Raw genomic sequence first — 23,639 nt, 5'->3', positions numbered from 1 at the left:
GGCTGTAGTCATTTTTTTGATGGAGGTAGTTCTGTGCGAGTTCGAGGGATGATCGCGTCGACCGTACTGCTGGGAATCGCTCTGTGCTGTGCAGCGAAGGCGCAGGATCTGGCCAGTTTCGAGAAGCGAACGACAGTAAAGGTTCTGCCTAACGGCCTGACGCTCATCGTCTGTGAGCGTCCCGAAGCCCCCGTCTTCAGCTTCTACACACTGGTTGACGCTGGTTCGGCAGACGACCCGCAGGGCGCCAGTGGCCTTGCTCACATGTTCGAGCACATGGCCTTCAAGGGCTCCACAGAGATTGGCACCACCGACTACCCCGCTGAAAAAGTAGCTTTGGCAAAGGTTGAAGTAGCCTATGCCGCCTACGACGCAGAGTTTCGCAAGCGCGTCGGACAAGACCCAGCCAAGCTCGCTCAGCTCAAAAAAGTATTTCAGGACGCGCAGGCAGCAGCCGAAAAATACGTCATTCCCAATCAGTTCTCCGAGATCGCCGAGCAGAACGGCGCAGTAGGCATCAACGCATCCACCGAAGAAGACTCTACGCAATACTTCTGGAGTATGCCGTCCAACCGGCTGCAACTCTGGGCCTATCTCGAAAGCCAGCGCATCGGCCATCCCGTCGAGCGCGAGTTCTATAAAGAGCGCGATGTAGTCCAGGAAGAGCGCCGCATGCGCATTGACTCTTCCCCCATCGGCCGCATGGTCGAGCAACTCCTGGCCACAGCCTACGTGGCGCATCCCTACGGCCGCAGCGGAGTCGGCTGGGAGAGCGAGATCAGCCAGGTCACCGCAACCGAAGCCGAGGCATTTCACAAAAAATATTATGTCCCCTCAAACATCGTTATCGCGGTAGTCGGCGACGTAAAAGCATCCACCGCGATGCCTATCCTTGAGCGTTACTTCGCTCCCATCCCCGCAGGCCCCAAGCCTGAGCCGATGACCACCATCGAACCCCCGCAGTTTGCCGAAAAATCCGTGGTCATTAAAGAGGCAACGCAGCCCTTCTATATTGAGGGCTACCACCGCCCCGACTATCGCGACCCCGACGATGCGGTCTACGACGCCATCAGCGACATCTTCTCCAACGGACGCACCGCGCGTCTCTATCGCAGCCTTGTCCGCGATCAGCGCATCGCGGCAGAAGCCGAAGGCTTCAGCGGGTTTCCCGGCGACAAATATCCCGGCCTCTTCGCGGTCTACGCCGTTCCCCTCCCCGGACACACGCCCGAAGAGATGCGCACCGCCATACACAAACAACTCGATCTCTTGAAGACTCAGGATGTATCCGACGAAGAGCTGGCTCGCTTCAAGACCCGCGCCCGTGCCGATCTATTGCGCGGCCTCGCCGACAACGAAGGACTCGCCCACCAGTTAGCTGAATATCAAACTCGCTTCGGAGACTGGCGAGAGTTGTTCCGGCAGTTAGACAAGATCGATGCCGTCAACAAGGCCGACATTCGCCGCGTCGCCAATAAGATCTTCCTCGCCAGCAACCGCACCAGCGCGCAGATCGACTTTGTGCCACCGCAACAAAGCCACGCCCCCGCTCATCCAACACCTGCCTCAGCGCAAACCGGAGGTGCAAAATGAAGGGACTCTCCAAGGAAATCTCAACGATGCGTTTTGCAGGCATAGCATTGACGGTTCTGCTGACAACGATGAGCGCGGCAGCCCAGACTGCACCCTCCAAACCAGCCAGCACCAAAAAGACAACAGCCCAGCCGTGGAAGAGCATTCCGATTCCCCCGCTCCACTCCTTCAAGCCAGTTCAGCCAAAGCGAATCGAGCTGGACAATGGCCTCGTCATCTTCCTTCAGGAAGACCACGAGCTTCCCTTCATCAACGGCACCATTCTCATTCGAGGCGGCAGCCGCGACGAACCCGCAGACAAAGTCGGCCTCGTCTCGCTCTACGGTCAGACGTGGAGAACCAGCGGCACAACAACCGTAGACGGCGACAAGCTCGACGACGAATTGGAAAATAAAGCCGCCAGCCTCGAAACCAGCGGAGGCACCGCCACAACCTCGGTCAACTGGTCAAGCCTCAAGGGCGACTTCGACACCGTCTTCGCCGCGACAGTCGATCTCCTTGAACATCCCAACTTCAAAGCCGACAAACTCCTACTCGCCAAGCGCCAGTTAGAGACCGGCATCTCACGCCGCAACGATGACGCCAGCAACATCGCCAACCGCGAGGCCATCAAGCAGGTCTACGGCTCAACCAATCCCTATGCCCGTCAGGAAGAGTACGCCACCGTCGAAGCCGTCACATTGGCCGACCTCAAGGCATGGCACGACAAGACGGTCATCCCCAACGGCATGATCGTCGCCATCTCCGGCGACTTCGACAGCGCCGCAATGGAAGCCAAACTCCGCCAGGCCTTCGGCTCCATGCAGCGCGGCGACCTGATCAAGACACCGCCCATTCACTTCGCCGATCCCGAGCACAAGATCTACTTCGCAGAAAAAGGCGACGTCGATCAATCAAACGTAGTCATCGTCGGTCTCGGCACCGAGCGCAGCAATCCAGACTACTACGCCCTCAGCGTCATGAACGAGATCTTCTCCGGTGGCTTCGGCTCCCGTGTCGTGCAGGACGTCCGCACTAAACTCGGCCTCGCCTACGATGTAGGCGGCAGCTTCGGAGCGTCCTACGACCACCCCGGAATCTTCTACGTCATCGCCGGCACAAAGAGCGTCAGCACCGTCGCCGCAACCCAGGCTATGTTAGCCGAGATAGGCAAGCTCAAAACCGAGCCACCCACTCCAGCCGAACTCAGCAAGGCAAAAGATCAGGTACTCAACTCCTTCATCTTCCACTACGACTCGCCTGAGAAGACGCTCAACGAACAAGTCCTTCTCGCCTTCTACGGCTACCCACCCGACTTCCTCGAGAAGTATAAGAGCGGCATCGAAAAGGTCACCTCAGCCGACGTAACACGAGTAGCAAACAAATACGTCGATCCCTCGAAGCTCGCCATCGTCGTAGTCGGCAACGAAGCCGAGATCACGCCTAAACTCGACACTCTTGGCCCGGTAACGAACCTGGATATCTCCATTCCGCCGCCACCCGGAGAACCTTCCAACTAGGTTGCACCAACCGACAGAGGAAACGAATTAGCTATCTTCTTCTGAAGAATTGTCATCCTGAGCGAAGCCTCTCGCAGCTTGATCGCGAGAGGTGAGTCGAAGGACCTGCGGTTTGCCCGTTGTGCCTTAGCCTTTCCTGCAACTTTCGGACCACATCACTTTCCATTCCTCTCGCGATAGGTTGATACAACCTATCGCCATCGTGAGACGATATCTATCTATGGACACTACCGGATTTGCAATCGCCATCATGGCCGCGGGCAAAGGCACGCGGCTCAAAAGCAAGCGCCCTAAAGTCCTCCATGAGATCGGCGGACAAGCCCTTCTGCTGCACGTCATCGCCGCGGCAAAGACCGTAGTCGCCGCCGACCACATCTATTGCATCATCGGCCACGAGGCCGACCGCGTCCGTGCAGCAGTAGCTCCCACCGGCGTACAGTTCGTCCTCCAGGCCGAGCAGCGCGGCACCGGCCACGCCCTCCAGCAAGTCAAGGCGTACTTCGCCGAGACCGGCGCATCCATCCCCAAACATCTCCTCGTCCTCTCCGGCGACGTTCCACTCATTCGCCCCGAAACCATAGCCTCCATCTGCGATCTTCATCTCCGCGAACACGCAGCCATGACCATCCTCACCGCTGTGCCCGACGATCCCACCGGCTACGGCCGCATCCTCCGCGCATCTCCAGATAAGCCAGAGGTAACTGCAATCGTCGAGCAGAAGTCCCTGCGTCCCGATCAGCTCAACACTCCTGAGATCAACTCCGGCATCTACTGCTTCGAAACCGCCAAGCTCTTCACCAAACTCGATTCCCTCTCCACCGACAACGCCCACGGCGAGTTCTACCTCACTGACGTAGCCGCCATGCTCGTCGCCGACGGCGAACGCGTCGTAGCCGTCAAAGCCGACAGCGTCAACGAAGTCCTCGGTGCCAACACCATCGCCGAGATGATGCACCTCGACGCCGCCATGCGCCTCAACACAGCCAAGCGCCTCATGGCGCAGGGCGTCACCATCTTCCGCCCCGAAACCTGCGTCATCGACGCCGCCGTCACCGTCGGCCCAGACACCACCATCGAACCCTACGTGCAACTCCTCGGCGCAACCACCATCGGCACCGATTGCCGCATCCGCTCCTACTCCGTCATCCAGCAATCGACTCTCGGCAACAATGTAACCGTACGCAACGGTTGCATCCTCGACAGCGCCGAAGTCTCCGACGGTGCCATCCTCGGTCCCTACGCTCATCTCCGCCCCGAAAGCCGCATCGGCGAAAACGCCCACGTCGGCAACTTCGTCGAGACCAAAAAAGTAACGCTCGGCAAAGGCTCCAAGGCGAACCACCTCAACTATCTCGGCGACGCCACCATCGGCGCAGGAGTCAACGTAGGCGCAGGAGCCATCACCTGCAACTACGACGGCGTCCACAAGCACCAGACCATCATCGGCGACGGTGCCTTCGTCGGCTCCGACTCCACGCTCGTCGCTCCAGTCACCATAGGAGCAGGAGCCTACGTCGCCGCCGGAAGCTGCATCACCGAAGATGTCCCCGCCGATTCGCTCGCGCTCGGCCGAAGCCGTCAGACCACCAAGCCCGGCTGGGCAGCAGCAAAGCGAGCCGCCTCCAAAAAATCCTAATCACTTGGGTGCCCAGGTCTCGATTCTGAGACCTGGGATGAACAACCAACACAGCTCGCCCGGCAATAAAGAAAGAACACCCCCCGCCGATAAGAACAGGGTAAGCCGCTCGTATCCGTCCCTCGAACGAGTGGCTGCGCTACTGCGCAAAAGTGCTGCCCATGCTACGGAAACGAATCCTGATCGTCGATGACGAAGCCGACGTGCGCGAAACTCTAACCGCATTGCTCGAGCACAATGGCCACGTCATAACGGCCACCGAGAGCGCCGACGAAGCGCTCGCCCGTCTGCAGCAAGACCCCGACTACGATCTCGTCCTCGCCGACATCATCATGCCCGGAACCGACGGCCTCAGCCTGCTCGACGATATCTCTCTCGACTATCCCGCCATTCCTGTCGTCATCTGCACCGCCATCAACGATACGCAGGTCGCCACTAGCGCCTTCCGTCGCGGCGCAATCGACTATCTCCTCAAACCCTTCTCGCATGCCGAACTCGAGAGCGTCATCCTGCGCGCCATGGAGCTCGGCCGCCTTCGCAAACAGAACTCCATCTACCGCCACAACCTCGAGTCCATCGCCACCACCCGCACCGGCCGCCTCCGCTCCACCATGCAGGACCTCGAGCGCAGCTACGACATCACCCTCGAAGCTATGGGCGACGCCCTCGATCTGCGCGACGAAGAGACCGAAGGTCACTCCCGCCGCGTCACCGCCTATACCATCGCTCTCGCCCGCTCCATGGGCATCGAGACCGAAGAGCTCCGCACCATCGCTCGTGGCGCTTTTCTGCACGACATCGGAAAGATCGCCACGCCCGACAGCATCCTGCTCAAACCCGGCCGTCTCAACACCGACGAGATGAGCACCATGCGCGAGCACTGCGAGCGCGGCTACGAGATGGTGCGCAAGATCCCCTTCCTTCGCGAAGCCGCTGAGATCGTCTACACCCATCAGGAACGCTTCGACGGCACTGGCTATCCCCGCGGCCTGAGCGGCGAAGCGATCCCCCTGGGCGCCCGCATCTTCGCCATCGCCGACGCTCTCGACGCGATGACCTCCGACCGCCCCTACCGCAAGGGAACGACCTTTGAAGCCGCCTGCGCCGAGATCGCTGAATGTTCAGGCAAACAGTTCGACCCTCATATCGTCGCAGCCTTTCTCGCCATGCCAATCGAATCGTGGACCGACCTCCGCGCAGAGGTCGGTAAGATACCCGCTTCAGCCCTGTCATCCACCCTCTGCCGCCCGGTCCTTGCACCCGGCACACGCGACGCCTAGCATCACAGGTGCGAGGTATATCGCCATGAAAAAGGCATTGACTTCAACGGAAATTGAAGACGTACTGCGTGCGCATCCAGAGTGGAATCTGAAAGACGGAAAGCTGGTTCGCGAGTGGACCTTCCGTGATTTTCCCGAAGCCGTAGCGTTCGTCAATCGCATCGCAGCCATTGCGGAAGAAGCCAACCACCACCCAGACATCGATATCCGTTACAACCGTGTCCTGCTCTCTCTGATCTCACACGACGCAGGAGGAATCACTGAACGCGATGCAACCATGGCAGCCCGCATCACCGCCGAGCTAGCCAGTCACGCCACTTCAAATTAATGTTTTGAGTGCTCATTTCTTCATAAATCTCTTCAATACTCCAATAGCTCATACTTTAAGCGCTTGACCGTAGATATCCAATCGTGGAAGACTCCCCTTGTCCCGCCGCCAATCTTTATAAGGCGCACCTTCGCTGGAGTACCGCCCAACTATGCTCAATCGCCGTGAATTTACCCAGGGCCTTGCCGGAACCGCAGCCCTCCTGGCCGCACAACAGTCTGCCATCGCCGCTCCCGCCATGCAGGCAAACACAAAGCCTCTTCTCCAGCTACAGCAGGAGTTCATGGACCTCCGCTTCGGCGCCTTTCTCCACCTCAACATGGCCACCTTCGAGCAGCGCGAATGGGGCGACCCCAAAGCCTCCCCCAAACTCTTCAACCCCGCCCATCTCGACACCGACCAATGGGCACAGGCCGTTCGTTCTGCCGGAATGGCCTACGGCTGCCTCACCACCAAGCATCACGACGGATTCTGCCTCTGGCCCACCAAAACCACCAGCCCCAGCGTAAAAGACGCGACCTTCACCCAGGATGTCGTCGCGTCCTACGCAAACTCCTTCCGAAAGCATGGCCTCAAGGTCTGCCTCTACTTCTCCATCCTCGACCTCCGCGCTCAGATCTGGTCCTATCAGGTCACTCCCAAAAAGATAGCCCTGATCAAAACCCAGCTCTCCGAGCTGCTCACCAACTATGGCGAGATCACCGCCATCATCATCGACGGCTGGAACGCCGGTTGGAGCCGCATCACCTACGATCAGGTTCCCTTCCGCGAGATCTACGACCACATCAAATCCCATCAGCCCAACTGCCTCGTCGCCGACCACAACGCCGGCCAGTATCCCGGCTCGGCCCTCTGCTACACCGATATCAAACAGTACGAGCAGCACGCCGGACAAAAGATCGCCTCCGACAGCATCATCCCCTCAGAATCCGGAACCACCCTGCAGAGCGAGTGGTTCTGGAAGGAGAGCTATCCCACCGAGCCGCTCAAGTCAGCCGAGACCATCGTGAACGACTGGCTCATTCCCTTCAACCGCCAGCACTGCAATCTTCTGATCAACGTCGCCCCCAATCGCGACGGCCGCTTCGATCAGAACACCGTCGACCGCCTCGCCGAGGTCGGCCACCTCTGGAAAGACCGCGCACCAGCCCCAAAGCTCGCTCCCTCAGTCAGCATCACAACTCCCAACCTCGCATTTGCCCGCCCATCCTTCGCCAGCCGAAACACCGAAGGCATCGGCCCCGACCTGGCCAACGACAACAGCTACCGCACCTACTGGATCGCCGACGACAACGAGACCTCCGGCTGGATCGAGATCGCCTTTGGCCAGCCAACCCGCTTCAATACCGTCTCCATCGTCGAGCCTCGCTTTGATAAGGAATACGGTACCGACAGCCGCATCGCCTCCTACAGCGTCGAAGCCTGGCAGAACAATCAATGGACTCCCATCGCCAGCGGCAAGACCCCACTCGCCTTTCAACTGGAAAGATTCCAGCCCGTCACCGCAGAGCGCGTTCGCCTCACCATAAAAGGCACCACAAAACCGCCCGGAATTACTGAATTCGGCATCTATAACGAACCCGTCGGGCTATAAATCAACACCTCTATAGCCCTCAAAAAGCCGGATTCCAACTTCTGTAGCTCCCTGTCTACTAAATTTTTCATTTTATGAATAAATTTTTATCTAGTTTTCCTCAGCCTCCGCCGATACATATAAATATCTGATACATAAGCATTAAGAAGCATAAACCGAGGCCGAATCTTCGACTTTTAAGCACTCCACAGACACGTTTTTTCTATGGTTGGGCATATTTTTAGTTTTCTGGATACGCATTGTGGTATATTCAATTCATCGGCAAGCGTGAGTAACCGCCCGAGAAGATTCTCAGCCCGCATCAAGCAACATCGGCTGACACAAGTTGCGTCACTGGCCTCCCGGCATGAACAGAAAACGTTCATGCCGCCTTTTTTTTGCCCTTTACGCCATTTGTCTCTACCGACGCCATTCCTACTCTCAGTCGTAAGCTTCCTTATCTCTTCAAGGAACAACACTCTCAGTCATTCTGAGCGAAGCGAAGAACCCCTGTATTTCGCCTTTGCAGTTGCTCTTTCTTTACATGCCCATTCGTAACGGCGTTTGGACTTCCCCTGCAACGCCATTTATGATGTGCCACATGAAGCGAATTATTGGCTGCCTGATCCTGGGACTTGTAACCATGGCCGCGTCCGCACAGTGGACCAACCCCTCCGACGACGTTCCAGCCTATAACGCCACCGCCTCCAAAAAGCCGCTGCCCCACATCCTCAGCGGCGACCAGCTCACCGGCGAATACTTCACCCACCCCTATCAGGTGACTGTATATAAGATGGCGGCGAAGATTCCCAACGTCCTTCATCAGGAACCCTGCTACTGCCACTGCGACCGCGTCATGGGACACAACAGCCTGCATAGCTGCTTCGAAGGCACCCACGGAGCCGCCTGCTCCACCTGCATGCGAGAGGCCGCCTACGCCTATCAGCAGACCATGAAAGGTCAGACCCCGGTCCAGATTCGAGCAGGCATCGAGCGCGGCGACTGGCAGACCGTCGACCTCACCAAAGCCTCCCTCTAAAACCGTTTCGCAGACAATCTTAAAATGCCCGTCATTCTGAGCGCAGCGAAGAACCCCCGTATTTCGCTTTTGCTGTTGCTCGTTTTATCGAATCTCTAATTTGTCCACCCAAGGCTGACACTCAGGACACCAATACGTAGACCGTGCCTGCTCTCCTTGCCGTCGCATCATCACCGTAGCTCCGCATCGGCGACACTCCTGCCCCTGCCGCCGATACACCCAAAGCCTCTCCTCACGATTCATCGCATGGGTCGTCCGTCGATTGCCTGAATAAGTCACAATCCCCTCACCCTTGCCGTCCATCACATTCGCCTTCATATAGCGCTGCGCAAACTCCACCATCGTCTCCATCTCTTTTTGCGTAATCGACCGCATCGCACGAAACGGATTCACCCCCGCGGCAAATGCCACCTCACTCTTATAGACATTCCCCAAACCCGCCAGCACCCGCTGATTCAGCAGCACCACTGCAATCTCTGCCTCGGGATGCTCCCTCCCATAAGCCGCCAGCCGCTCCACGCCACCTGCCACCGTAAACTCGCCAGCCAGAATATCCGGCCCCAGCTTCGGCACCTGGCTGCTTCGCTCCAGCGACCGCGCCGTATGAAACTCCGCAATCGGCACGTTGAAGGCCACCGCCTCCCAATCTTCCGTACGAATCACCACCCGCATCCTGCTGCGCCCCATCCTCCACCGTTCGCCCGTGCGATAAAGATGCCAGCTCCCGCTCATCAACATATGCGTCACCAGAATCAGATCGCCGCTAAAGAAAATCAGCAGCCACTTCCCCCGCGACTCAACCTTCTCCACCATCCGCCCCACCAGCGGAGCATCATCATTCACCCGCGCCAGCTTCGCCAGCCCCGTCTCAAACCCCGTCACCACCTTGCCGCCAATCGCCTTCTGCAAAGCCCGCGCCGCACGATAGATGGTGTCGCCCTCAGGCATTCGCTCTCACCTGCACGTGCGCGCCCGGCAAGGGCGGCAGCCCTCGACGAACATTGAAGCCCATCGCCCCCGCAGCAAACCCCGCATCCAGCAACGCCCGCGCCATCGGATGCTCCGCCACCGCAACGCCATTCACCATCGCAATCAGCAACCCCGCACGCCGATCCTCATCCTCCAACGCCTGCACCCGCTTCACCAGAAACTCCGCCAGACTCCGCATCACATGCGACCGCTGCGGCTCCTCCTCCGGCAGAAACACCTGTACATTCGGATTCCCGCGCCGCAGATAAACCACCAACTCCCCATCGCACAAAATCACCTGCGCCCCCACGCTACGCGTCAGCGAAGAACCCGCATCCGGAGGCGCTGGCCACCGCAGCAGCGCTCCATAAGGATTCGCCGGATCGGTAGCCGCCAACTGCAACATCTCCGAACGCTCCGGCTCATGCTGCCCGCGAAGCGAACGCAGCAGATCCACCGCAGCAGGCAAAGCAAACTGAGTCGCCCCCAGATCCGCCGCAAAGTATCCACGCCGAACCTTGCCACTCTCCTCCAGCGCCTTCATCACGTCATAGATCGCAGAAAACCCTCCGGGCAGATTCTCCGCATGCGCCGTCTCCCGAAACACCACGCCATACCGCGTCAACAACTGCTGCGCCATCGCATGACTCCACGCTGTAGCCGACCAGTCCGCCGCAAACGCCGCACCCTGCAAAGCCCATCGCCCCTGCGCCGTAGGCGGAGTCGTCCTTCGCGAGCGAAATCCCGTCTGCTGATGCACCCTTCGCTGCTTCCGCGCACTCGTCACAGGCCGCTCGCAATAAGCCCGCAGCGCCGCCATCCCATCGTTTGTCACCAGCCCCTTCCAGACCAACTCCCACAAAGCATCCAGCGTCTCTCCCGGATACCCTCCACCAACCCCATCATGCAGATCCTGAAAGAACGAAGCCCCGCGCTCCCGCAGATAAGCAATCACCTTCTCCCCCCGCTCACTCATCGCCGCGCCCTGCTCCTTATTCCCCGCATTCCAAAGCTCCGGCAGCTTCTCCGCGAGATAAAGTCCAATCCGCCCATCCCTCTCGCCAATAGGATCAAGCCCCACCCAAACCACCTCACCCGCGGCAATCAAAGTATCCAGATCGGCAGGCTTATACCCCGTCAAACGCGACGGCAGAATCTCCGTCTCCAGAATCGATGCCGGCAACGGAGCACCCTGCAAATTCTCAATCACATCCAGCAGCGCATCCAGCCCTCGTCGAGGCTGCACCACGCCCTGCCACCGCGTCAGCAGCCGCGCCAGCGTCCGCTGCTCAACCGGCTCGACCTCCTTGCGCAACTGCGCCAGAGACTTCCGCCGAATCGTCCGCAGCACCTCGTTATCGCACCACTCGCGATGAATCCCGCCCGGCCGAAACCCACCTTCAACGATCCGTCCCGTCTGCACCAGCCGCTGCAACACCGCATCGACACTCTCCATCGGCAGATCGAACCGCCCCGCAGCGTCCTGCGAAGTAAACGGCCCATGCGTCCGCGCATATCGCCGCAGCAGATCGACCATCGCCTCCGGCGCAGCCTCCAGAAAAGCAGTAGGCAGCCCCGGCGGCAAAGGCACTCCCAGCGCATCCCGATACCGCGCCGCATCCTCCACCGCAATCAACCGCTTCTCACCCGCAAACTGAATCTCCAGCACCCGCCGCGCCCTCATCAGCTTCGCTACACTCTCAGCAACCGCATCGCTCACGCATCGCGCCCGCAACTCCTCCCGCGTCAAATCCCCAAGCCGCAGCAACAGATCATGCACCCCATCCATCGTTCGCGCCTTGTAGCTTTCAACGACGCATTGCAGTTGTTCCTCCGTCTCCTCAATCGCATTGACATCCAGCAGTTCGCGAAGATCGGCATCACCCATCAACTCCCGCAACTGGTCCTGATCGATCGAGAGCGCCTGCGCCCTTCTCTCTGCCAGCGGAGCATCGCCGTCATAGATATAGTTCGCCACATAGCTGAACAGCAGCGCCGAAGCAAACGGACTAGGCGTCCGCGAGTCCACCGTATGCACCCTCACCGAACGATTCGCCATCAGCCGCAGCGTCTCCATCAGCGCAGGCATATCGAACACATCCCGCAGACACTCGCGATAAGCCTCCAGCAAAATCGGAAACGAAGGATACCGACTCGCCACGCTCAACAAGTCATACGACCGCTTCCTCTGCTGCCACAGCGGACTTCGCCCATCCATCCGTCGTCTCGGCAACAGCAACGCCCGCGCGGCACCCTCACGAAACTTCGCCGCAAACAGCGCCGTCGATCCCAGCTGTTGCAGCACCAACTCCGCAGCCTCCTCCGGCTCCAGCAAGATCGGCTCAATCGCCGGAGCCTCCTCCGTCTCCGGAAACCGCAGCACAAACCCATCCTCGCTCCACATCGTCTCTACATCCGGCCCACTATGCGCACGAATCTTCGCCGTAGCCGCCATCGCCCACGGCGCATGAATCCGACTGCCAAACGGAGTCAGCACACAAACGCGCCAGTCGCCCAACTCATCGCGCACGCGCTCAATCACAATGTTCCGATCATCGGGAACGATGGTGGTGGCCAACTCCTGATCAGCCAGATACCGCAGCACATTCTCCGCCGCACCAGCCTCCAGATCGTGCTCCTGCGTCAGCCGCGTCATCGCTACACTTCGCGGAGTCTCCCGCAGCTCCCGCACCAGCGCGCCGATCCTGCGCCCAAATTCCAGCGGCCTGCCCGCACGATCTCCATGCCAGAACGGCATCTTCCCCGCCTCACCCGGAGCAGGCGAAACCAGCACGCGGTCATGCGTAATCTCGTCGATCCTCCACGCCGAAGCGCCCAGCGTAAACACCTCGCCCGGCTTACTCTCAAACACCATCTCCTCATCCAGCTCGCCCACGCGAACCGGCTTGCTCCGCTCCCCCGAAAGAAAAACGCCATACGTCCCGCGATCAGGAATCGTCCCGCCGTTCAGAATCGCAATCCGCTTCACCCCCGCACGCGGCGTAATCCAATTTCTTGTTCGGTCCCACGTCACCCTCGGACGAAGCTCCGCAAACTCATCCGACGAATACCGCCCCGCCAGCATATCCAGCACGCCATCAAAGACACTCCTGCTCAAACCCGCAAACGGAGCCGCGCCGCGCATCAGCGCAAACAGAGCCTCATAGCCAATCCCTGGACTCTCTTCCTCCTCCGACCTGCGCGCCGTCCGCCGCTCCGCATCGGCAACGCTCAACGGAGGATGCGCAATCACCGCCACCATCTGCTGCGCCAACACATCCAGCGGATTCCGCAAAAACCGCGTCGACTCGACATGCCCTTCATGCATCGCCCGCGTCACCGCGGCACACGCAATCAAATCCGCACGATACTTCGGAAAGATAATCCCACACGAAGGCGCCCCCACCTGGTGCCCCGCTCGCCCAATCCTTTGCATCCCGCTCGCCACCGAAGGCGGAGCCTCAATCTGAATCACCAGATCGATCGCGCCCATATCGATGCCAAGCTCGAGCGAAGAAGTAGCAATCAGCGCCTTGATCTTCCCCGCCTTCAACATCTCCTCAATCTCACTTCGCTGCGCCGCCGCCAGCGATCCATGGTGCGCTCGCGCAATCGCATCGCCTGCCAGATCATTCAACGCACCGGCCAGCCGCTCCGCCACCCGTCGCGCATTCACAAAGATCAGCGTCGAAGTCCGTCCCTGAATAATCTCCAGCAATCGCGGATAGATCGACTGCCATATCGAAGTCCGCTTCGGCCCCTGCGAAGCAGGCCCGCTCGGCTGCTCTTCAATCTCCCCCAGCCGCGCCATGTCCTCCACCGGAACCTCCACCTTCAGTTCCAGCACCTTCCGCGCTCCCGCATTCACCACCGTCACCGGACGATACCGCGGAGCATCTACTCCCACATCCGCCTTCACCCCATCATCGCTGGCAGCATCCATCAACACATCAGCAATCTCAGGCTTCAACGCTTCTGTAACCTTATCCGCTACAATTCCTGCGCCCTCCGCTCCACCCAGAAACCGAGCCACCTCCTCCAACGGCCTCTGTGTAGCCGACAACCCAATCCTCTGCAGCCGCCGCCCCGTCAAAGCCTCCAGCCGCTCCAGCGAAGCCGCCATGTGCGCGCCACGTTTACTAGGAACCAGCGCGTGGATCTCATCCACGATCACCGTCTCCACCGTCCGCAGCGACTCGCCAGCCTCCGAAGTCAACAACAGATACAAGCTCTCCGGAGTCGTAATCAAAATCTCCCCCGGATGTCGCCGAAACCGTGCCCGCTCCTTCTGCGAAGTGTCTCCGGTGCGAACGCTGATCTCAGGAATCCGCACCTCCACCCCCTCGCGCTTCGCCATGTTCGCAATCCCCGCCAACGGCGAGCGCAGATTCCTCTCCACATCCGCAGCCAACGCCTTCAGCGGAGACAGATACACCACCCTGCAACCACGCGGTTCATCCGCAGCCGTTCGCAGCATTAACTTATCGAGGCACCAAAGAAACGCCGTCAGCGTCTTGCCCGTCCCAGTCGGCGCCAGAATCAGCGTCGACTCCCCACGAGCAATCGCCGGCCACCCCTCGATCTGCGGAGCCGTAGGCTCCTCAAAGACAGCCCTGAACCACTTCGCCGTCACCGGATGAAACAACGAAAGCGCAGCCTCCGCACCCGACGGCTTCGCTGCATCTACCTTCTTCGATTTAGACGAGATCTGCGGCACGCTTCGCACACTATATAAGATGCGCCCAACCCCTCCCACGCGCCCAGAGCAGTTTTACAGGGAGATACAGGTTCAGCCACGGCATGTCCGCTATTTAAAACTGTCATTCTGAGCGAAGCGAAGAACCCCGCACTTGCCGTTGCTTGTTTTTAACTCCATGCACTTCAGAACAGCCCTACTCAACTCCAACCACAGGCCGATAGCAGTAAGAATTCGAAGCAAACTCCACCTCAAACAAATCCGACGAGTCCTCCGCCTGTTCCGCATTTCCCAGCACCAGGCAACCATCCGGAGCCATCAACCGATACACGTCCTTAAAAAGATAACTCCGGTCCTGCGGAGGAAAGTAAAGCAGCACATTCCGCAGCATCACCAGATCAAACACCGGCAGCTTCGGCAGCGTCTCGCACAGATTCGCATACTGAAACTCGCACATCGAGCGAATCCGATCCGAGATCATCCACTCCTCGCCATCGCGCACCAGATACTTCAACAGCATCCGCGCAGGCAAGCCGCGATTCACCTCAAGCCTCCGATACCGTCCCCGTCGCGCATAGTCGATCACATACTGCGAAATATCCGTCCCAATAATCTTCACATCCCATCCCGCGACGATGGGGAAATGCTCCGCAATCAACATCGCCAGACTGTACGCTTCCTGCCCGGTAGAACTGGCCGCACTCCAGATGCGCAACCGCCGCTGCCCCCTCCGCTGCTCAATCAGCCGCGGAAAAATCGTCTCACGCAGCATCTCAAACGGCTTCAAGTCCCGAAAAAAGCTGGTCTCATTAATCGTCATCGCCTCAGCCACAGCACGATGAAGATGCGGTGCTCGATCCACCTTCAAAATACTCACAAAATCCTTAAGACTCGACGCGCCTGCCTTCTGCGCAATCGGCTTCAGCCGCGCATCGAACAGCGCATTGCGCGACGGATCGATACGATTGGCCGACTGTTGCAGCACCAGTTCCCGCAGATACGCGTAATCAGAATCAGAGCAAGTCATGCATCCCCTCCCGCCGCGAAGTCGCCGTAGTCAGCGCATGTTCAGCCGCCGCCAGCCGCATCGGCCGTCCCACGTTCACGCGCTGCCTCAACTCTCCGGCAATCGCGGCCAGCGGCAGCACAGCATCCGCAATCCCCGCATCCGCAACTCGTCCCGGCATTCCCCACACTGCTGACGTCGCCTCATCCTGCGCCAGCACCACGCCGCCCGCCTCATGCACCGCTCGCGCGCCACCCAATCCATCCGCGCCCATCCCCGTCATCATCAACGCCAGCGTACTCGCACCATAAAGCCGCGCAGCCGAATGAAACAAATAGTCCACCGACGGCCTGCAATGATTCAGCGGCTCCTGCTGATGCAGCTTCACTCTCGCTCCGCGGCCCGTCGATTCAGCATCGCCCAGGCCAAATCCCATCTTCCTCGCAGCCACCTCCAGGTGCGAGTCCCCCGGAGCCAGCCACACCGTTCCCGGCACCACCGCATCGCCGTCGTGAGCCTGCCTCACTCGCAACGCGCAGCACTTATCCAGCCGCTCCGCCAGCGCACCCGTAAACAACTTCGGCATATGTTGCACAATCAGCACTGGCACAGGAAAGCTCGACGGCAACCGCGGCAGCATCTGCTCCAGCGCCGACGGCCCACCCGTCGACAGCCCAATCACCACCACTTCAATCGGAGATTCCCTGCGTCCCTCACCAACCCTCGCGCTCTGCGCAGCCTGTGCAACATTCTCATCGGCCTTTCGCCTGCGCCCCTTGGTCAGCGCCGCAATCTTCGGCAGCAACTGCTGCGCCAACGACTGCAACGCCGCCGTCAGATCGCGCTGCTCGCTCGGCTTCATCACATAATCCGCAGCTCCACGCGCCAGCGCCTCCAGCGTCGATCGCGCTCCTCGCTCCGTGTACGAGCTGCACATAATCACCGGCAGCCCTGGATTCGCATCTCGCAGCCGTTCGAGAACATCCAGCCCGTTCAACCGCGGCATCTCCAGATCCAGCACCAGAACGTCCGGCTTCAGCCGCCCCACGGCCTCCATACACTCCACGCCATCCTGCGCCGTCCCGCACAACTCCATCGACGGCAGCCTGCTCAGCCTGTCCTCTGCGTGCATCTCGAATAGCTTCCGCATAATTCCGCGCATCACGGCGGAGTCGTCCGCCGCAAGAACACGAAGCGGCTGTTCGCTTGAGATCCCCATGCCTTCCACCCTTTTCAATCGCTCTTCGTTAAGCCGCTGCAAACCCAAGCAGAGCCATCTTTTCGCGCAGACTCTCCGGCGTAAAGGGCTTCATTAAAAACTCATCCGCGCCGTTATCCAGCGCGGTCGTAATGAAAGAGTTGTCCGCTTCGGTCGTCACCATCATGACCTTCATCTCCGGCCCCAGGTGCGCCTCGCGCAGCGCCTTCACGCACTCCAGCCCGTTCATCACCGGCATGTTCACGTCCAGCAGCATCAGGTCGAACGCCTGTGCCCCCGCCAGCACCTCCAGCGCGTTGCTTCCATTCACAGCCTCTTCGCACGTAATTCCCATCCGGTGCAAAAGCAGCCGCAGATAATCGCGGATAAAGCTCGAATCATCGACTATCAGTGCTCGCATCCATGGCCCCCGTACCACCTTGTTTGAACAGTCCCGTCTCCGCCAACCGCGATGGCCGCAACTTTGCCGGATCAAGCTGCACCATCAATCCCGTCTGCATCTTGTATGCTCCGTCGAACAGCCACTTTCCTCTTGCCTCCAACGTGCACGGATTCGTCTCCAGCATGCGACGGTTCACCGTCACCACGCCGCCCACCTCATCCACCATCAAACCAAATCGTTCTGCAACCTCATCGTCTTCCAACACCAACACGCAACTCGCTGCGCCGTTCTCTCCCATTCCCAACAGAGCGCGAAGGTTCACCGTAGTCAACACCTCGCCGCGGTACGGAACCACACCTCCGATATACGCCGGAGCCATCGGCACCCGCTGCAAATCACGCTTGCCTAATACCTCGCGAATCTTTCTGGTATCGATTCCAAAACTCTCGCTCCCCGAGAACAGCGAGCACAGCGACACCGCATCATTCTCATCCTGCATCCCGTCCATAGCGTCCATCGCGCTTCCACTGGCAATCTTCACGCAACCTCCTTCCAGGCCGTCACCGCACCCGCGCCGAACTGGTGATGCACCATCGTCAGCTTCTCCTTCACCAACGCCAGCTCCATGCCATCCGTCGCCGCATCTTTCTCCAGCATCTTGCCCGTCGAAACATCCAGCACCCGTCGCACCACCATGCCAATCCGGTGTCTTCCGCCCGCGCCCGCATTGGCACAGATCAACACCGTCACCAAAGCCTCATCGCCCGTCTGTTCGCCAGCTTCCATCTCCGCCAGCACGTTGCCGTCATCGCGCAAAGGCAACAGGTCGCCACGATACTGCAACAGAGGCCGCCCACCTGCATACTCAATTTGAGTCAGCGGCACGCTCTCAATTCTCTCCACGACATCCAGCGGCAGCGCAGTCCTCTCCTTCACGCGATCTTCAAAGACCATGAAGGAGACATCGGAAGCATCGGCAGTCGTCGCCTCCGCGGCGCCAACCTCTTCCACCTCTTCCTCCATCGGCTTCACCCCGGCACGTGCAGCCGTAGCCGCGATATCAAGAATCAGTGCCAGCGCCCCATTGCCCAGCACCGTCGCTCCCGAAAACAAACCGATCTCGCGCAGCACCGACGACAGCGGCTTTACCACAATCTCTTCCGGAGCCAGCAGATCGTCCACGACTAATCCATAGCGGCAGCCCTCAGCCTCCAAAACCGCCAGATAAAATCCATGCGCCTCATCCGTGCACTGTGTCTCCAGCGCCAGCAGCCTATCCAGCCAAACCATCGGCAGCAATCGTTCGCGAAGCCTGTAAAGCTCTGCCGCGCCAATCTTTTCGACCGCCTTCTGCGCCTCGCGCTTCGGCACATACACCAACTCCACCAACGCCGTCTGCGGCAGCGCAAAGCTCTGACCACCGCTTCGCACCACCAGTGCAGGAACAATCGCCAGCGTCAACGGAACCCGCAGCCGCAGCGTCGTTCCCTGCCCCATCTTCGATTCCACTTCGACGCTGCCGCCCACCTTCTCGACATTCGCGCGGACCACATCCATGCCCACGCCGCGCCCCGAAACATTCGTCACCGCCGCCGCCGTCGAAAAGCCCGGCAGAAAAATAAGCTGCAGCGCCTCTCGCTCCGACATCCCCGCAGCCTGCTCCGCCGTCACCAGGTTGCGCTCGACCGCCTTGGCCAGCACACGCTCAATGCCAATGCCCGCGCCATCATCCGCAACCTCGATCACCACCGAGCCGCCCTGATGAAACGCGCGCAGCTTCACGCATCCCTCGGCAGGTTTGCCCGCCAGCACGCGAACATGCGGCGCTTCAATTCCGTGATCGACAGAGTTCCTCACCGCATGGGTCAGCGGATCTTTAATCGCCTCCAGCAAACTCTTATCGAGCCCCGTCTCCTGCCCACTGAACTCGATCCTCACCTCGCGTCCGCAGGTCCGCGCCAGATCACGTACCAATCGCGGAAACTTGCCAAACAGATTTCCCACCGGCTGCATCCGCGCCTGCATCACCGTCTCGCGCAGGTCCGCCGTCACGCTGTCCAAACGCCGCGCCAGCTCAGGAAAATTCGCAGCCTCCGTATTGCTCTGCAACATCTGGTTGCGCGTCAACACCAGTTCGCCCACCAGATTCATCATGCGGTTCAACACATCGACATCGATGCGCAGCGTCTTATCGCCACCCCCCATCGCCGCCGCCGTAGCCGCACCCGCAGCAGGCACTGCCGCTGCATGAACCTCAACCTCTTCACGCAGTTCTGCCTCTACTGGCGGCGGAGCAGCCCCATTCAGCGCCGTAAGCTCTGCGATCAACTCGCTGTCTTCATCGTCCGCGCGAGTTCCCTCACCGCCCGTCTCTTCAATCAAAGCGAGAATAGCGCGCAAGCCATCCAACAGACTCAGCAGACCGCTAATCAGCTCCGAAGTCACCGCCAGCTTGCCGTCCCGCAGCGAGCCCAGCAGATGCTCGCCGGTATGCGCCAGCTTCTCCAGCCGGTCAAAGCCCAGAAACCCCGTCGTCCCTTTGATCGTATGCACCGAGCGGAAGATATCTCCCACCAGCTCCCCGTCGTCAGGCCGCACCTCAAGCTCAGTCAGGCACCGTTCCATCCGGTCCAGACCTTCCTGGCTCTCTGCGATAAATTCTTTGGTCAGGTCATCCACAAACTATTTATCGGAAGATAAAACTTAATCATTAGCCCCCTCTCACTTGCCTATCTTGATACCACCCATTAGCCTCACAATCATGCCGTCGAACCCTGCCACCGACCTCACCACGCCCCTGATCGAGCAGCTCCAGCAAAAGGCCGCCGCAGCCGCCCAAAACGCCTACGCCCCCTACAGCCACTTCCGCGTAGGCGCAGCCGTTCTCCTCGAAGACGGCTCCATCATCACCGGCTGCAACGTAGAAAACGCCTCCTACCGCCTCACCACCTGCGCCGAGCAGAACGCCATCACCTCCGCCGTCAGCCTCCACGGCCCGGCTATCCGCATCCACGCCATCGCCGTCACCAACCTCAACAACGCCGCCAGCCAACCCTGCGGAGCCTGCCGCCAAACCATCCTCGAATTCAGCACACCAGGCACCATCATCATCTTCCCCAAACAAGATGGAACCTTCGACCAGCTCACCATCACCGACCTCCTCCCCGCCGCCTTCGCACTCAATCAATAGCCCGGAAAAATTAAGAAATCATCATCACCTCCAAAAAGCACGTCATCTCGACCGAAGGCGGCGCTTTTGCCGCCGCAGCGGAGAGACCCCTGTATTTCGCACTTGCCGTTGTAGTTGCATTTGCCTTTGCATCTGTTCCTGCCTTTGCTTCCAGGTACAGCGAGGCTTCAGCCTCGCGTCTCATCCAACCGCCGCGAAGCGGCCTCCGCTCTGCCGAAGGCCGGAGTGAAGGCGAAGCCGTAACGACAAAACCATTGCCGTCGACTCCCCCAACCCTGCTTTAATAGACCAAGCTATGCCCATCCATCCCATCGACGTCATCCTCCACAAGCGCGACGGCCTCGCCCTCACCGACGCCGAGATCCAATCCTTCATCCGCGACCTCGTAGACCGCACGCCAGAAAAACAACTCGTCACCGACGCGCAAATCGCCAGCCTCCTCATGGCCATCTTCCAGCGCGGCCTCGACACCCGCGAGCTCGCCACGCTCACCACCGCTATGCGCTTCTCCGGCGAAGTCTTCGACGCCACGCCCCTCCACACCTTCACCATCGACAAGCACTCCACCGGCGGCGTCGGCGACAAGACCTCCCTCCTCATCGCCCCCATCCTCGCCGCCGCCGGTCTCTCGAAACCCACGCCCGCCGGAGCCCCCGGCATCTGCGTCCCCATGATCAGCGGCCGCTCCCTAGGCCACACCGGCGGCACGCTAGATAAGCTCGAAACCATCCCCGGCTTCGACACCCAGCTCAACCTCCAGCAATTAGCGGCTGTATTAAAAGAGTGCGGAGCCGCCCTCATCGGCCAAACCCCGCGCATAGTCCCCGCCGACCGCATCTTGTATGCGCTCAGAGACCACACCGGCACCGTCGAATCTCCCTTCCTCATCTGCGCCAGCATCATGAGCAAGAAGCTCGCCGAGAGCCTCAACGCCCTCGTCCTCGACGTCAAAGTAGGCAGCGGAGCCTTCATGCCCACCTACGAAAAATCGAAGTTCCTCGCCGAGCTCATGGTCCGCACCGGCGAAGCCTCCGGCACCCGCACCGCCGCCCTCCTCACCTCAATGGACGAGCCACTCGGCCGCTTCTCCGGCAACTGGGTCGAAGTATGGGAGTGCGTCGACATCATGCAGGGCAAACGTCACCCCATGTCCGCTGACCTCATCGAACTCTCCAACATCCTCTCCGGCTGGATGCTCCACCTCGCAGGCCGCGCCGCCACTCCCGAAGCGGGCGCAAAGCTCTCCGACGAAATCCTCACCAGCGGCGAAGCCTACAAGGCATGGCTAAAGATCATCGCAGCCCAGCACGGCGACACCGCCATCTTCAAAGACCCCGCAGCCTTCCACAAACCCACCGCCACGCGCACTCTCACCGCGTCCAAAGACGGCTACCTCAGCAGCATGGACTGCAAACAAGTAGGCTGGGCCGTTCAACGATTAGGCGCAGGCCGCGCCAAACCCGGCGACCCCGTCAGCGCCCACGCAGGCATCGAGATGCACGCCAAGCTAGGCGACAAGTTAGAAAAAGGCCAACCCCTCGTCACCCTCTTCGCCGAAGACGAATCACTCCTCAACGAGCCCGAACATATGCTCCAGCAAACGTTACAAATCTCCACAACCCCACCAAAGCCCCAACCACTCATCCGCGAAATCATCACACAATAACCAAAATAAAAGTTGTCATCCTGAGCGAAGCCTCACGCAGCTTCATCGCGTGAGGCGCAGTCGAAGGACCTGCGGTTGTCTCGCACTGTCCAAATCTCCTAAAGAGCCCAACCCCCTAATCGGCAGTAGCCAAAACGGCAAGGTCCTGGCCCTTCTGTCCGCGGTCTTCAATACCAAGCAGATTGAGCACCGGCGTCGTAAGCATCGTCGTAATCAACGCCATAACAACCAGCATCGTAAACAGAGTCGGCGAAAACACATGCGCGTTATAAGCAATATTCAACACAATCAACTCCACCAGCCCACGCGTATTAAGCAAGGCTCCTAAAGCCACAGCGTTCTGCCACGACTGCCCGGTCCACCGCGCCGCAAGCACTGCGCCACCCATCTTTCCCGCAACAGCAACAACCAGAACAACCCCCATCCAGAACCAGATGTTATTTCCCGTAAGCAAATCCAACCGAGTCCGCATCCCCGTCAGCGCAAAAAATAGCGGCAGCAGCAACACCGATACAATTGTGTCCACCCGCGTTCTAATTGCAACCTGCCAGCTCTTAATCCGAGGAAAGCAAACACCGGCCAGAAACGCGCCAAACAGCGGATGCACCCCAATCGCCTCCGTCGCCGCAGCCGAGCAAAGAACGACGGCGACGATAATCCCCAGAAGCTCATAAGAGAATCCAATGCTGTCCTTGCGCCTGACGAACCAGTTTCCCAGCGGACGAATGACGCCCAGCATCACGACAAGATATCCGCACAAAAGCAGAAACCTGTAGTGCAACCCCATCGAGTGCTCGCTATGAGGAAGCAGCGTCAGTGCAATCGCAAGCAGCATCCACGCGCATACATCATCCACCGCCGCGCACATCAATGCCGTCGTCCCCAACGGCGTCGATTGCAACCCTCTCTCCTCCAGTATCCGCGCCAGCACCGGAAATGCCGTAATACTCATCGAGATGCCGAGAAAAAGAACAAACGGAATGCGGCCGATCCCATCCGGCGCAAACCGAATGCGCAGCGAATGAGCCACAATCGTCGCCATGATGAACGGAAACAAAATACTCATCCCGCTCGCAAGCGTGGCCGTTCCCTTCTGCTGGCGCAGATGCTCATAGTCAAGCTCACTTCCAATCAGAAAGAGAAAAAGAATCAGCCCAATCGTGCTCAATATCTCGAACGAACCAAACGAGCTTTGAGGAAATAATGCCGCCCAGCTGTGCGGCGCGATGCGGCCAAACACCGAAGGCCCAATCAGGATGCCACCCAGAATCTCGCCGATCACACGCGCCTGGCCAAGCTTGCGCGCGAGCCATCCGCAAAGAAGCGCGGTCAGCAATACGATCGTCATCTGCACCAGCAACAGGGTCATCGCGTCTCCGATCTATCTAAACTTCGGCTACATGAAAGGCCGCCTCAACATGCCGCCCTTTTTCATAGATTGATCAGGCAGGTCATCTCGCAAATGGGTCAGGAAGCGTTGGTGTTTATCCTGAGATGCTTTCTTTAGCCAGAACGTCGCGCTGTCTCGATAAAAAATTAACTACGAAAGCGCTGCCTGGAAAA

At 59.5% G+C, this 23,639-nt stretch carries 17 protein-coding genes; 9 read left to right on the top strand and 8 right to left on the bottom strand.

The window, feature by feature from the left end; translation table 11 throughout:
• Nucleotides 1–33: 33 nt before the first annotated feature.
• From IEW09_RS06110 to IEW09_RS06080, 7 genes are all read left to right on the top strand, one after another.
• A complete protein-coding gene (locus IEW09_RS06110; protein WP_229739140.1) occupies nt 34–1,593 on the top strand; it encodes a M16 family metallopeptidase in 1,560 nt (519 codons plus the stop codon).
• Nucleotides 1,594–1,619: 26 nt separating this feature from the next.
• On the top strand, nt 1,620–3,092 hold the full coding sequence (locus tag IEW09_RS06105; RefSeq protein WP_188553322.1) for a M16 family metallopeptidase: 1,473 nt from the start codon (nt 1,620–1,622) through the stop codon (nt 3,090–3,092).
• Between the two features lie 220 nt (nt 3,093–3,312).
• Nucleotides 3,313–4,728 (top strand): bifunctional UDP-N-acetylglucosamine diphosphorylase/glucosamine-1-phosphate N-acetyltransferase GlmU, encoded by a 1,416-nt coding sequence (gene glmU / locus IEW09_RS06100; RefSeq protein WP_188553321.1) that lies wholly within the window; start codon nt 3,313–3,315, stop codon nt 4,726–4,728.
• 161 nt (nt 4,729–4,889) lie between these two features.
• Nucleotides 4,890–6,008, top strand: coding sequence for an HD domain-containing phosphohydrolase (locus IEW09_RS06095; RefSeq protein WP_188553320.1), 1,119 nt, complete (start codon nt 4,890–4,892; stop codon nt 6,006–6,008).
• A gap of 25 nt (nt 6,009–6,033) precedes the next feature.
• Nucleotides 6,034–6,336 carry a 4a-hydroxytetrahydrobiopterin dehydratase gene (locus IEW09_RS06090; RefSeq protein ID WP_188553319.1) on the top strand — a complete coding sequence of 101 codons (303 nt, stop codon included), beginning with the start codon at nt 6,034–6,036 and terminating at the stop codon, nt 6,334–6,336.
• 151 nt (nt 6,337–6,487) lie between these two features.
• A complete protein-coding gene (locus tag IEW09_RS06085) occupies nt 6,488–7,930 on the top strand; it encodes an alpha-L-fucosidase (RefSeq protein WP_188553318.1) in 1,443 nt (480 codons plus the stop codon).
• Nucleotides 7,931–8,510: 580 nt separating this feature from the next.
• On the top strand, nt 8,511–8,948 hold the full coding sequence (locus IEW09_RS06080; protein WP_268235728.1) for a CYCXC family (seleno)protein: 438 nt from the start codon (nt 8,511–8,513) through the stop codon (nt 8,946–8,948).
• An 84-nt stretch (nt 8,949–9,032) separates the two neighbouring features.
• On the opposite strand, the gene IEW09_RS06075 is transcribed toward IEW09_RS06080, so the two are convergent.
• From IEW09_RS06075 to IEW09_RS06045, 7 genes are all read right to left on the bottom strand, one after another.
• Nucleotides 9,033–9,896 (bottom strand): Fpg/Nei family DNA glycosylase, encoded by an 864-nt coding sequence (locus IEW09_RS06075; protein ID WP_188553317.1) that lies wholly within the window; start codon nt 9,894–9,896, stop codon nt 9,033–9,035.
• The gene (locus IEW09_RS06070) at nt 9,889–14,625 is read right to left on the bottom strand and encodes a DNA glycosylase AlkZ-like family protein (protein WP_373282811.1); all 4,737 of its coding nucleotides are present in this window, start codon (nt 14,623–14,625) and stop codon (nt 9,889–9,891) included. The genes IEW09_RS06075 and IEW09_RS06070 overlap by 8 nt, the downstream gene beginning before the upstream one ends.
• A 184-nt stretch (nt 14,626–14,809) precedes the next feature.
• Nucleotides 14,810–15,640 carry a CheR family methyltransferase gene (locus IEW09_RS06065; RefSeq protein WP_188553315.1) on the bottom strand — a complete coding sequence of 277 codons (831 nt, stop codon included), beginning with the start codon at nt 15,638–15,640 and terminating at the stop codon, nt 14,810–14,812.
• Nucleotides 15,627–16,838 carry a protein-glutamate methylesterase/protein-glutamine glutaminase gene (locus IEW09_RS06060; RefSeq protein ID WP_188553314.1) on the bottom strand — a complete coding sequence of 404 codons (1,212 nt, stop codon included), beginning with the start codon at nt 16,836–16,838 and terminating at the stop codon, nt 15,627–15,629. The genes IEW09_RS06065 and IEW09_RS06060 overlap by 14 nt, the downstream gene beginning before the upstream one ends.
• A gap of 28 nt (nt 16,839–16,866) precedes the next feature.
• Complete coding sequence (locus tag IEW09_RS06055; RefSeq protein WP_188553313.1) at nt 16,867–17,238, bottom strand: response regulator; 372 nt, start codon at nt 17,236–17,238, stop codon at nt 16,867–16,869.
• On the bottom strand, nt 17,216–17,761 hold the full coding sequence (locus IEW09_RS06050; RefSeq protein WP_229739139.1) for a chemotaxis protein CheW: 546 nt from the start codon (nt 17,759–17,761) through the stop codon (nt 17,216–17,218). Before IEW09_RS06050 ends, IEW09_RS06055 begins: the two co-directional genes overlap by 23 nt.
• Complete coding sequence (locus tag IEW09_RS06045; protein WP_188553312.1) at nt 17,758–19,899, bottom strand: chemotaxis protein CheA; 2,142 nt, start codon at nt 19,897–19,899, stop codon at nt 17,758–17,760. The genes IEW09_RS06050 and IEW09_RS06045 overlap by 4 nt, the downstream gene beginning before the upstream one ends.
• Before the next feature lie 82 nt (nt 19,900–19,981).
• Between IEW09_RS06045 and cdd the strand changes: the two genes are divergently transcribed.
• Together cdd and IEW09_RS06035 are read left to right on the top strand one after the other, a co-directional pair.
• Nucleotides 19,982–20,410 (top strand): cytidine deaminase, encoded by a 429-nt coding sequence (gene cdd / locus IEW09_RS06040; protein WP_188553311.1) that lies wholly within the window; start codon nt 19,982–19,984, stop codon nt 20,408–20,410.
• A 295-nt stretch (nt 20,411–20,705) separates the two neighbouring features.
• On the top strand, nt 20,706–22,076 hold the full coding sequence (locus tag IEW09_RS06035) for a thymidine phosphorylase (protein ID WP_188553310.1): 1,371 nt from the start codon (nt 20,706–20,708) through the stop codon (nt 22,074–22,076).
• A 115-nt stretch (nt 22,077–22,191) separates the two neighbouring features.
• On the opposite strand, the gene IEW09_RS06030 is transcribed toward IEW09_RS06035, so the two are convergent.
• Nucleotides 22,192–23,445 carry a cation:proton antiporter domain-containing protein gene (locus IEW09_RS06030; protein WP_188553309.1) on the bottom strand — a complete coding sequence of 418 codons (1,254 nt, stop codon included), beginning with the start codon at nt 23,443–23,445 and terminating at the stop codon, nt 22,192–22,194.
• Nucleotides 23,446–23,639: the final 194 nt, after the last annotated feature.

Source organism: Edaphobacter dinghuensis, assembly GCF_014640335.1.
GTDB classification, from domain to species: domain Bacteria; phylum Acidobacteriota; class Terriglobia; order Terriglobales; family Acidobacteriaceae; genus Edaphobacter; species Edaphobacter dinghuensis.
The sequence above is the reverse complement of the archived record's forward strand: the minus strand, read 5'-3'. Positions and strand labels throughout refer to the sequence as shown.